At 64.2% G+C, this 11,388-nt stretch carries 10 protein-coding genes; 6 read left to right on the top strand and 4 right to left on the bottom strand.

Annotated features, from left to right (window positions below; translation table 11 throughout):
* Positions 1-215 precede the first annotated feature (215 nt).
* On the top strand, positions 216-848 hold the full coding sequence (locus ACLNGM_RS15825; RefSeq protein WP_416355679.1) for a MarC family protein: 633 nt from the start codon (positions 216-218) through the stop codon (positions 846-848).
* A gap of 15 nt (positions 849-863) precedes the next feature.
* On the opposite strand, the gene ssb is transcribed toward ACLNGM_RS15825, so the two are convergent.
* Positions 864-1,406: a single-stranded DNA-binding protein gene (gene ssb, locus ACLNGM_RS15820; protein ID WP_090959229.1), complete on the bottom strand. Its 543-nt coding sequence runs from the start codon at positions 1,404-1,406 to the stop codon at positions 864-866.
* Positions 1,407-1,723: 317 nt separating this feature from the next.
* Between ssb and uvrA the strand changes: the two genes are divergently transcribed.
* On the top strand, positions 1,724-4,600 hold the full coding sequence (gene uvrA / locus ACLNGM_RS15815) for an excinuclease ABC subunit UvrA (protein ID WP_416358464.1): 2,877 nt from the start codon (positions 1,724-1,726) through the stop codon (positions 4,598-4,600).
* A 2-nt stretch (positions 4,601-4,602) separates the two neighbouring features.
* Here the strand turns inward: uvrA and ACLNGM_RS15810 are convergent, their stop codons facing one another.
* Positions 4,603-6,075: an NAD(P)H-hydrate dehydratase gene (locus ACLNGM_RS15810; protein ID WP_416355678.1), complete on the bottom strand. Its 1,473-nt coding sequence runs from the start codon at positions 6,073-6,075 to the stop codon at positions 4,603-4,605.
* Positions 6,076-6,296: 221 nt separating this feature from the next.
* On the opposite strand from ACLNGM_RS15810, the gene ACLNGM_RS15805 reads away from it, so the two are divergent.
* From ACLNGM_RS15805 to ACLNGM_RS15795, 3 genes are all read left to right on the top strand, one after another.
* Positions 6,297-6,635: a P-II family nitrogen regulator gene (locus ACLNGM_RS15805; protein ID WP_055884870.1), complete on the top strand. Its 339-nt coding sequence runs from the start codon at positions 6,297-6,299 to the stop codon at positions 6,633-6,635.
* A gap of 59 nt (positions 6,636-6,694) precedes the next feature.
* A complete protein-coding gene (glnA, locus tag ACLNGM_RS15800) occupies positions 6,695-8,104 on the top strand; it encodes a type I glutamate--ammonia ligase (protein WP_055884867.1) in 1,410 nt (469 codons plus the stop codon).
* Positions 8,105-8,189: 85 nt separating this feature from the next.
* Positions 8,190-8,804, top strand: a complete 615-nt coding sequence (locus tag ACLNGM_RS15795; RefSeq protein WP_416355677.1) for a YdeI/OmpD-associated family protein — start codon at positions 8,190-8,192, stop codon at positions 8,802-8,804.
* A gap of 60 nt (positions 8,805-8,864) precedes the next feature.
* On the opposite strand, the gene ACLNGM_RS15790 is transcribed toward ACLNGM_RS15795, so the two are convergent.
* Positions 8,865-9,905: a glutamine synthetase beta-grasp domain-containing protein gene (locus ACLNGM_RS15790; protein WP_416355676.1), complete on the bottom strand. Its 1,041-nt coding sequence runs from the start codon at positions 9,903-9,905 to the stop codon at positions 8,865-8,867.
* Positions 9,906-10,265: 360 nt separating this feature from the next.
* On the opposite strand from ACLNGM_RS15790, the gene ACLNGM_RS15785 reads away from it, so the two are divergent.
* The gene (locus ACLNGM_RS15785; RefSeq protein ID WP_416355675.1) at positions 10,266-10,451 is read left to right on the top strand and encodes a DUF2735 domain-containing protein; all 186 of its coding nucleotides are present in this window, start codon (positions 10,266-10,268) and stop codon (positions 10,449-10,451) included.
* A 6-nt stretch (positions 10,452-10,457) separates the two neighbouring features.
* On the opposite strand, the gene ACLNGM_RS15780 is transcribed toward ACLNGM_RS15785, so the two are convergent.
* Positions 10,458-11,345, bottom strand: coding sequence for a glutaminase (locus tag ACLNGM_RS15780; protein ID WP_244545870.1), 888 nt, complete (start codon positions 11,343-11,345; stop codon positions 10,458-10,460).
* Positions 11,346-11,388 lie beyond the last annotated feature (43 nt).

The following is an 11,388-nucleotide window of genomic DNA, read 5'->3' as shown; positions in this document are numbered from 1 at the left end:
AGATGAAATCCTGGGCAGAATGTACCGTCCTTATATAAGGAACCGGCACCTCGACGCAAATCGGCGCGCTTGTAATTCGAATGTCGGATCAATAAGTTGGCAGGCGACCCGCAAATAAACGTCGCACGTTTCGCACAATCCGCCGCGCAGCCGTCGCACCGGCATCCCGTCGACGCTATGAGAAGAGGATTTCCAGCGACGTGCGGAGCCCGCGAATGATCGAGACATTGCTCAACGGCTTCGCCACGCTGTTCGTCATCATCGATCCGATCGGGCTGGCTCCGATCTTCCTCGGACTGACGGCCGGAATGTCGCGGACCGATCGTGCGCGGATCGCGCGCAACGGCTGTCTCATCGCCTTTGCGATCCTTGCCGTCTTCGGCCTTGCGGGCCTCAGCGTCCTGACGGCGCTCGGCATCTCGCTCGGCGCCTTCCGCGTGGCCGGCGGGCTGTTCCTGTTCTGGATTGCGTTCGAACTGGTGTTCGAGAAGCGGAAGACGCGCAAGGAAAAGGATGCCCAGACAGCCATGACCGAGCACGAGGCCGGGGAGATTGCGGCCGTGCCGCTGGCGATCCCGCTGATGGCCGGACCCGGCGCGATTTCCGCCGTGATCCTTCTTTCCGGCGAGTTGCCGTCCGCCGCGGGACAGGGGAGCGTGCTGGCGGTCGTCGCCATCACGATCTTTGTCGCCTACCTCTTCCTGCGCGCAGCCGATCGGCTCGAGCGCCTGATGGGGCATACGGGCCGCGCGGTCGTCACCCGTCTTCTGGGTGTTCTCCTGGCGGCGCTCGCCGTCCAGTTCGTCAGCGACGGGGTCAAGGCGTTGTTCCTCGTTCCCGCCGCCTGAGCGTTCGACGACCGATCAGAACGGAATCTCGTCATCCATGTCGTCGGACGGACGACCGCCGCCGCCCCCGCCGCCATATCCACCGCCGCCGCCCGAACTGCGGCCCCCGGCGCCACCGCCGCCACGGCCGTAGTCACCGCCCCCGCCGGAGCGTCCGCCCGAGCGCTCGCCGCCGCCGTCATAGGACGGGCCGCCGCCGTCGCCACCGCGTCCGCCGAGCATCTGCAGTTCGCCGCGGAACCGCTGCAACACGACTTCAGTCGTGTACCGCTTCTGGCCCTGCTGATCTTCCCAGGAGCGCGTCTGCAGCTGGCCCTCGATGTAGACCGTCGAGCCCTTCTTCAGGTATTGCTCGGCGACCTTCACCAGGTTCTCGTTGAAAATCACGACGCTATGCCACTCCGTGCGCTCCTTGCGCTCGCCGGAAGCTTTGTCGCGCCAGGTCTCGGAGGTCGCGATCCGCAGGTTCGCGATCGCATCGCCGGAATTGAGGCGCTTGATCTCGGGATCGGCGCCGAGATTGCCGACGAGGATGACCTTGTTGACGCTACCCGCCATTCTTCTTCTCCGTATGAACTCTCGTCGCGCGGACACTAGTGACATTGCCGCCGGCACGATACCGCCGGAAACGTCGATCCCCAGCCTTCTCGGTGGCCGCAGCCGCCGACATGGATTGCCGCACTGCATGATTCTGTCTAGAACAAAATGGGAACTGGGCGAAGGCAAGGCCAGTCCGGCAGACCCGGACCTTTGATTCTTCGCGTGCCTTCCCGATATGGGCTGTGGGCTGGAGTGGAAAACCGGAGCGGGTGGGCGAACCGAATCCGCCGGCTTTCCATTCAAGCCCTTGTATTCGACACAGTGCGGCGAACTCCATGAAGAACGTCATTTCCATTCGCGGCGCTCGCGAGCACAATCTCAAGAACGTCGACCTAGACCTTCCGCGCGACAAGCTGATCGTGATGACCGGCCTGTCGGGTTCCGGCAAGTCCTCGCTCGCCTTCGACACGATCTATGCCGAGGGGCAGCGCCGCTACGTCGAAAGCCTTTCGGCCTACGCTCGCCAGTTCCTCGAGATGATGCAGAAGCCGGACGTCGACCAGATCGACGGTCTGTCGCCCGCGATCTCGATCGAGCAGAAGACGACGTCCAAGAACCCGCGCTCGACGGTCGGCACGGTCACCGAAATTTACGACTATCTGCGCCTTCTCTTCGCGCGCGTCGGCGTTCCCTACTCGCCGGCGACCGGCCTGCCGATCGAGAGCCAGACAGTCAGTCAGATGGTCGACCGGATCATGGTCCTTGAAGAGGGAACGCGGCTCTACCTGCTGGCGCCGATGATCCGCGGCCGCAAGGGCGAGTACAAGAAGGAACTTGCCGAACTTCAGAAGAAGGGCTTCCAGCGCGTTCGGATCGACGGCGAATTCCACGACATCGCCGATGCCCCGACCCTCGACAAGAAGTTCAAGCATGACATCGACGTCGTGGTGGATCGCATCGTCGTGCGCGGGGACATCAAGTCGCGTCTTGCCGACAGCCTCGAGACGGCGCTTCGGCTCGCGGATGGACTGGCGGTCGCGGAGTATGCGGACGGCCTCGGCGACGATGGCAAGCCGCGCCAGATCCTCTTCTCCGAGAAGTTCGCCTGTCCCGTATCGGGCTTCACCATCCCCGAGATCGAGCCGCGCCTGTTCTCGTTCAACAACCCGTTCGGCGCCTGCCCGCGTTGCGACGGTCTTGGGTCCCAACAGCAGATTGACCCGAAGCTCATCGTTCCGGACGAGAACCTGACACTGAAGGGCGGCGCCATCGCGCCCTGGGCGAAGTCGACCTCGCCCTACTACGGTCAAACGCTGGAGGCCCTCGGTCGCGAGTATGGGTTCAAGCAGACCGAGCGCTGGTCGGCGCTGTCCGAGACCGCGCGCAATGCCATTCTGAACGGGACCGGCAAGACCAAGATCGAGTTCCGCTACAACGATGGGCTGCGGTCCTATTCCACGACCAAGACCTTCGAGGGGATTGTCCCGAACCTCGAGCGTCGCTGGAAGGAAACGGACTCCGCTTGGTCGCGCGAGGAGATCGAGCGCTACATGTCGGCGACCCCCTGCCCGGCCTGCAGAGGCTACCGGCTGAAGCCGGAGGCGTTGGCGGTCAAGGTCGCAGGGCTTCACATCGGTGAGGTCAGCGAACAGTCGATTCGAAATGCGCGCGACTGGTTCGAAGCGCTACCCGAGAAGCTGACGCAGAAGCAGAACGAGATCGCGGTCCGGATCCTCAAGGAAATCCGCGAGCGCCTGCGGTTCCTGAACGATGTCGGCCTCGAATACCTGACCCTGTCGCGTGCGTCTGGCACGCTGTCCGGCGGCGAGTCGCAGCGGATCCGCCTCGCCTCGCAGATCGGCTCGGGCCTAACGGGCGTTCTCTACGTTCTGGACGAGCCCTCCATCGGCCTGCATCAGCGCGATAACGAGAGGCTTTTAGCCACGCTCAAGCACCTGCGCGACATCGGCAACACGGTGATCGTCGTGGAGCACGACGAGGATGCGATCCTAATGGCCGACCACGTGGTCGACATCGGTCCGGCAGCCGGCGTCCACGGTGGTCAGATCATCGCCTCGGGCACGCCCGTTGAGGTGATGGCCCATCCGAACTCGCTGACCGGCGCCTATCTTTCCGGCGCCAAGGGGGTGCCGGTGCCCGGCAAGCGGCGCAAGTCGCAGAAAGGCAAGGCGATCAAGGTCGTCGGCGCGCGCGGCAACAATCTGAAGAATGTCACCGCCGAAGTGCCGATGGGCGTCTTCACGTGTGTGACTGGCGTCTCTGGTGGCGGCAAGTCCACCTTCCTGATCGAGACGCTGTTCAAGGCCGCGGCACGGCGCATTTCCGGCGCACGCGATGTGCCGGCCGATCACGACCGCGTCGACGGGCTGGAACTCCTCGACAAGGTGATCGACATCGACCAGTCGCCGATCGGTCGCACGCCGCGGTCGAATCCGGCGACATACACCGGTGCTTTCACACCGATCCGCGACTGGTTCGCCGGCCTACCGGAAGCGAAGGCGCGCGGCTACCAGCCGGGCCGCTTCTCCTTCAATGTGAAGGGCGGTCGCTGCGAGGCATGCCAGGGCGACGGCGTCATCAAGATCGAGATGCACTTCCTGCCAGACGTCTACGTCACCTGCGACGTCTGCCATGGCAAGCGCTACAATCGAGAGACGCTGGAGGTGACCTTCAAGGAGAAGTCGATTGCCGACGTCCTCGACATGACCGTCGAGGAAGGCGTCGAGTTCTTCTCGGCCGTCCCGGCGGTTCGGGACAAGCTTGTGACCCTCAACGAAGTCGGCCTCGGCTATATCAAGGTCGGGCAGCAGGCGAACACCCTGTCCGGCGGCGAGGCGCAGCGCGTGAAACTGGCGAAGGAGTTGTCGCGTCGGGCGACCGGCCGCACGCTCTATATCCTCGACGAGCCGACGACCGGGCTTCACTTCCACGACGTCGCCAAGCTGCTGGAGGTGCTTCACGAGCTCGTCGATCAGGGCAATACGGTCGTCGTCATCGAGCACAATCTCGAGGTCATCAAGACGGCGGACTGGGTCATCGATATCGGTCCGGAAGGCGGGGATGGCGGTGGCGAGATCGTTGCGACGGGAACGCCGGAGGCTTTGGTGAAGGTTCCGCGGTCCTACACCGGCCGCTTCCTGAAGGATCTGCTGGAGCGCCGTCCGATCGCAAAGGCCGAAGCTGCCGAGTGAGGTCAGCCGCCCCGCATGGCGCCAAGTTCAGCGTGAACGCGGGGCAGCATCTGCGGCAAATCCTCGGAGATGAGGCCCGGCCCGAAGAGTTCTGCCGCACGTCCGTGCATCCAGACGCCCGCGCAGGCCGCCTCGAAGGTCGGTGTTCCCTGCGCCAGTTGTGCCGCGACGATGCCAGCGAGGACGTCGCCCGTTCCCGCCGTTGCCAGCCATGGCGTTCCGGTCGCGTTGATCGCAGCCCGGCCGTCGGGCGCGGCGATCACCGTGTCGGCGCCTTTCGACACGACGACAGCGCCGGATGTCCGCGACGCGGCTCGCGCGGCGTCGAGCTTCGAAAGCGACGGATCGGCCGCGATGTCTGGAAACAGGCGCTTGAATTCTCCAGCGTGCGGCGTGAGCACAACGCCGCCCTTGCTTGCGTGGCATGCGCTGAAGAGCTGGTCCGGTTCTTGCGCGAACGCCGAGATTCCATCCGCATCAAGCACCAGGTGGCGGCCAGCTTGCAGGACCATTCCCGCGAAAGCTCGCGCCCTTCCAGCGTCTCCAAATCCCGGCCCGAGGACGAAGGCGTTGAAGCGCGCGTCCTCCAGCAATGTTGCGAGATCGCTCTCGCCGTCGCACCCACGCAGCATGATGGCCGTGACCTGAGCCGACAGACCCGCAAGCGCGTCGCGCTGGCCGACAAGTGTCACGAGGCCCGCGCCACCGCGTAGGGCCGCCGCCGCAGCGAGACGCGACGCGCCGCTGTGCTCCAGCGGTCCGGCGAACACTACCACGTGGCCTCGGTCGTATTTGTGTCCGGCCGACGACGGATGACGCAGCCGGTTGAGCCAGAGACCGGGTTCGTTCGCATCAGCCGGAGCCGGCACGTCGGCCCAAACCTCATCAGGTATTCCGATCTCTGCGACGATCAGTTCCCCCGCATGAAGGCGGCCGGGCATAAGGAGGTGACCCAACCGACGCCTTTCAAACGTTACGGTGCGTTGAGCCCTGACGGCCGCCCCAAGGATCGCGCCGGTCCGCGCGTCGATGCCGCTCGGAATGTCAATTGAGACGACGGGTGATCCGCTCCTTGCAAGACGTTGCACCGCTTCGCAGCAGACTGCGTCCAGCGGGCGGCGGAGCCCGGTCCCGAAGAGCCCGTCGACGACGAGGTCAAACGCCGTGCCGTCATAAGCATCCAGCGGCAGACAATCGTCTCCATGGATGGCCCGGCCATACGCGAAGACCGTCACCGCGAACCGACCGCGCAGAAATTCCGCCGCCTTTCGCGCATCGGCACCGTTCATGCCCGGGCCCGCCCAGACGGCGATCCGCGCCCCGTTTTGCAGACCCATCGCCGCGACGTCCGCGACGCGGGTACCCGCATTCGCAACCAGCGTATCGAGCGCGATGCCTGCCTTCTCTGCGAGGGCGTCCGACCTTTTGACGCCGCTGTCGTCCAGAAGAGCGGTCGGCGATCCCGATACAAGCATAGTGCTGAAACTCTCGTCAGATGCCCATCAATTGAGCGCAACCTGCCGCATCGATACCCAGTCGGCCGGGACTGTTCGCTGGTTTTCGCGCCAGTCATCCGCTACACATCTCACAGGCAATTGCCGCATCGACTCGGCCGGGCAATCGGTCTACACGCTGCCTGGCCGGGAGCAGACGGTCACCCGTCCGAGGGCGGGTACGTAGGGGGAGACGAACTTCGGTGAAGAAGGTCGAAGCGATCATTAAACCCTTCAAGCTCGATGAAGTGAAGGAAGCCCTTCAGGACGTCGGTCTCCAGGGGATCACCGTCATCGAGGCCAAGGGCTTCGGACGGCAGAAGGGCCATACGGAGCTCTATCGCGGCGCCGAGTACGTGGTCGACTTCCTCCCCAAGGTGAAGATCGAGATCGTTCTCGCCGACGAGGCGGTCGAGGGCGCGGTCGAGGCGATCCGCAAGGCGGCGCAGACCGGCCGCATCGGCGACGGCAAGATCTTCGTTTCGCATGTCGAGGAAGCCGTGCGCATTCGCACTGGCGAGAGCGGCGTCGACGCCATCTGATTTCCGGCGACCAACCGGACAGCCACACGAGCACAGTCGTCCATTCGGAAAGGACTCTCATGACTTCGGGCAACGATATTCTGAAGCAGATCAAGGACAACGACGTCAAGTTCGTCGACCTTCGCTTCACGGACCCCAAGGGCAAGCTCCAGCATGTCACGATGGATCAGACCATCGTCGACGAGGACATGTTCTCGGAAGGCACGATGTTCGACGGTTCGTCGATCGCCGGTTGGAAGGCGATCAACGAGTCCGACATGACCCTGATGCCGGACCCCGAGACGGCGCACATGGACCCGTTCTTCGCGCAGTCGACGATGGTTCTTTACTGCGACATCCTCGATCCGGTTTCGGGTGAGAGCTACAACCGCGATCCGCGCGGTACGGCCAAGAAGGCCGAGGCCTACCTCAACCAGTCCGGCATCGGCGACACCGCCTATTTCGGACCGGAAGCCGAGTTCTTCATCTTCGACGACGTCCGCTACAAGGCTGACCCGTACAACACTGGCTTCAAGCTGGACTCGACCGAGCTGCCGTCGAACGACGACTCCGAGTACGAGACGGGCAACCTCGGCCACCGGCCGCGCGTTAAGGGCGGCTATTTCCCGGTTCCGCCGATCGACAGCTGCCAGGACATGCGCTCCGAGATGCTGACGGTGATGGCCGAAATGGGCGTCGCGGTTGAGAAGCATCACCACGAAGTGGCTGCAGCCCAGCATGAACTCGGCATCAAGTTCGATACGCTGGTCCGCAACGCGGACAAGATGCAGATCTACAAGTACGTGATCCACCAGGTCGCCAACGCCTACGGCAAGACGGCGACCTTCATGCCGAAGCCGATCTTCGGCGACAACGGCTCGGGCATGCACGTGCACCAGTCAATCTGGAAGGGCGGCAAGCCGACCTTCGCGGGCAACGAATATGCCGGTCTGTCCGAGAATGCGCTGTTCTACATCGGCGGCATCATCAAGCATGCCAAGTCGCTGAACGCCTTCACCAACCCGTCGACGAACGCCTTCAAGCGTCTGGTGCCGGGCTATGAGGCGCCAGTGCTCCTCGCCTACTCCGCGCGCAACCGCTCGGCGTCCTGCCGCATCCCCTTCGGCCAGTCGCCGAAGTCCAAGCGCGTCGAGGTCCGCTTCCCGGATCCGACGGCGAACCCCTACCTCGCCTTCGCCGCCATGCTGATGGCCGGTCTCGACGGCATTAAGAACAAGATCCATCCGGGCGCCGCCATGGACAAGGATCTCTACGATCTGCCGCCCGAGGAGCTGAAGGAAATCCCGACGGTCTGCCGTTCGCTCCGCGAGGCGATGGAGAGCCTGGACTCCGACCGCGACTACCTGAAGGCCGGCGGCGTGTTCGACGACGACCAGATCGACGCCTTCATCGACCTGAAGATGGCCGAGGTTCTGCGCTTCGAGATGACGCCGCACCCGGTCGAGTTCGACATGTACTACTCGGTCTGACCGGTTCCGATCGGCTTGCATCAGGGCTTCGGCGCTTCGTGCGCCGGGGCCCTTTTCGTTTTCGCGCGCAGGAGGGGACGCTCCCATGGCACCGATCGTCGTCGATCCCGCACGCATCCACGCCTTCGCCTCGGCGGCGGAGTTCGAACGATGGCTCGGCGTGCATCACGCGATCGAGTCAGAGATTTGGATCCGCATCTTCAAGAAGGCCGGCGGCTACGCCACGGTGTCGCCCGCCGAGGCGATCGACGTCTGCCTCTGTTGGGGTTGGATTGACGCGATCCGCAAGGCCCACGACGAGATCAGCTACCTCCAACGCTACACGCCGCGCAGGCCGCGCAGTATCTGGAGCCTCGTCAACGTCGGCAATGTGGAGCGCCTCGCAGCGGCCGGTCGCATGACCGAGCATGGCCTGCGGCGCGTGGAGACGGCAAAGCGCGACGGACGCTGGGATCGGGCCTATGCCGGCAGCCGCGATATGGTCATGCCGGACGATCTTTCGGCCGCCGTCGCCGCCGATCCCGCTGCGCAGGCCACCTTCCAGGCCCTCAGCGCGCAGAACCGCTTCGCCTTGGCCTTTCGGCTTCACAATATCCGCAGGCCCGCAGCCCGGCGGCGCAGGATCGATGCCTTCGTGCTGATGCTACGAGAGGGCCGAATGCCGCATTCGCAGAAGCGATCGCCCAAAAGCGAAGCCTGAATGCGAAGAGGCCCGGCGGATCGCTCCGCCGGGCTTTCTCGCGTCCGTTGTCCCGTAGGCTCAGGCCGCCGCAGAAACCTGGGCGCCGAGCGGCACCTCGGAGATCGTCTTCAGAACCTGGCTGGCGATCTGGTAGGGGCAGCCCTGCGAGTTGGGGCGGCGATCCTCGAGATAGCCCTTGTAGCCGTTGTTGACGAACGAGTGCGGCACGCGGATCGAAGCACCGCGATCGGCCACGCCGTAGGAGAACTTGTTCCAGGGCGCGGTCTCGTGCTTGCCGGTCAGGCGCAGGTGGTTGTCCGGGCCATAGACGGCGATGTGCGCGTCGAGGTTCTTCTCGAAGGCGGCCATCAGCTGCTCGAAATACTCCTTGCCGCCAACCTCACGCATGTAGGCCGTCGAGAAGTTGCAGTGCATGCCCGAGCCGTTCCAGTCGGTATCGCCGAGCGGCTTGCAGTGCCACTCGATGTCGATCTCGTACTTCTCGCAAAGACGCTGCAGCAGGTAGCGCGCCATCCAGATCTGGTCGGCGGCCTTCTTGGAGCCCTTGCCGAAGATCTGGAATTCCCACTGCCCCTTCGCCACTTCGGCATTGATGCCCTCGTGGTTGATACCGGCGGCGAGGCAGAGGTCGAGATGCTCCTCGACGATCTGGCGCGCGATCGAGCCGACGTTCGAATAGCCGACGCCCGTGTAGTAAGGGCCCTGCGGCGCGGGGTAGCCGCTCTCGGGGAAGCCGAGCGGGCGGCCGTTCTTGTAGAAGAAGTATTCCTGCTCGAAGCCGAACCAGGCGTTCTCGTCGTCGAGGATCGTCGCTCGGGCGTTCGAGGCGTGCGGCGTGGCGCCATCCGGCATCATGACCTCGCACATGACCAGCACGCCGTTGGTGCGGGCCGGATCGGGATAGACGGCGACCGGCTTGAGAACGCAATCGGAGCTGCGACCCTCGGCCTGCATGGTCGACGAGCCGTCGAAGCCCCAGAGCGGCAGCTCTTCCAGCTTCGGGAACTCCGAGAATTCCTTGATCTGCGTCTTGCCACGAAGATTCGGCACCGGGGTGTAGCCGTCGAGCCAAATGTATTCGAGCTTGTACTTCGTCATCCCACTTCTCCAAAGCGCTGGCCGGTTCCCGAGCGCATCGCATGGCGCACGGCCAGTCCCAGCCTGCCGACCATCATGCATATCCCGTGCCAGTTTGCCCGTGTCGTGCCGAGGGCGGGTCGAAAAGTCGTCGAAACACTCTAGGGCGACGCGTCTCTCCCGCTCGTCTCGACGTTTCCGATCTGATCAAGCGGACGATGTCGGATGAAAGATGATCTTCAGCCCTTCGCGGCATCATGACGGTTTCATGTCGACCGCGGTCGGCGGCCCTTCCATCTGATGAAATTGAGTGCATATTGCATATGGAATGAGCAGGCCGCGATGCTGAAGAACGCGGCGCTCCGATAGGAGGAGATCGCAATGGAACGCAATCCGCTCTCTCCAACGGCAACCATTCTCGCATTTCCAGTGGGCGGCCGGCGGGAGGCACGGCTCTGGGACGCCGCCCCCCAGGAAAGGGCCACGGTTCGCGAGGTGATCGTGGATTGCGACGCCTGGTATCATCAGGCGGCGATGGACGAGACGGAGCCACGCGGCAACGCCTGACGTCGGTCAGGCCCCGAAGATCGAGACACCCGAACGCTTGGCGAAAGTCTCGAGCGCGATCCGCCCGAGATGGGAGTTGCCCGCGGCGTCGAGACCCGGCGACCACACTGCGATCGATGCCTGCCCGGGGACGATCGCCAGAATGCCGCCGCCGACGCCGCTCTTTCCCGGCAATCCGACCCGATAGGCGAATTCGCCCGATCCGTCGTAATGGCCGCATGTGAGCATGATCGCGTTGATGCGTCGCGCCCGCTCGGCCTGGATCACCGAGAGGCCGGTGCCGGGATGGCGTCCAGAGTGGGCGAGAAACCGGCCTGCGAGTGCGAGCTGCCGGCAGGACATGGCGATGGCGCAGTGGTGGAAGTAGACGCCGAGCGTGAACTCCACCGGGTTTTCGATCACGCCGAACGACTTCATGTAGTTGGCGAGCGCCATGTTGCGGAACCCCGTCCGTTGCTCGGACTCGGCCACCGCCTTGTCGATGGTGATGGACGGGTCGTCCGACAGGAAGCGCATGAAGCGCAGGATCTCGCCCAGCGCCTCGCGCGGCTTGTGACCCGACAGGATCACGTCGGTCACCGCGATCGCACCCGCATTGATGAAGGGATTACGCGGCACGCCCTTCTCGTTCTCCAGCTGCACGATCGAGTTGAAGGCGCTGCCAGATGGCTCGCGTCCGACCCTCTTCCACAAGCGATCGCCGGCAATGCCGAGGGCGAGCGTCAGCGTGAAGACCTTTGAGATGCTTTGGATCGAGAACGCCGTATCGGCATCGCCGGCTGCGGCCACCGTGCCGTCCGGCAGGGCGACAGCCATCCCGAAATAGCTGGGATCCACCGCTCCGAGTTCGGGAATGTAGTCCGCCACACGCCCGCGATCCGGCCTTGCCCGCATGTCCGCGGCGATCTCCGACACCAGCGACTGTAGCTCTGGTCCT

Origin of the sequence: Aureimonas phyllosphaerae (assembly GCF_047943035.1) — a bacterium.
Taxonomy (GTDB): Bacteria; Pseudomonadota; Alphaproteobacteria; order Rhizobiales; family Rhizobiaceae; genus Aureimonas; species Aureimonas phyllosphaerae.
The sequence above is the reverse complement of the archived record's forward strand: the minus strand, read 5'-3'. Positions and strand labels throughout refer to the sequence as shown.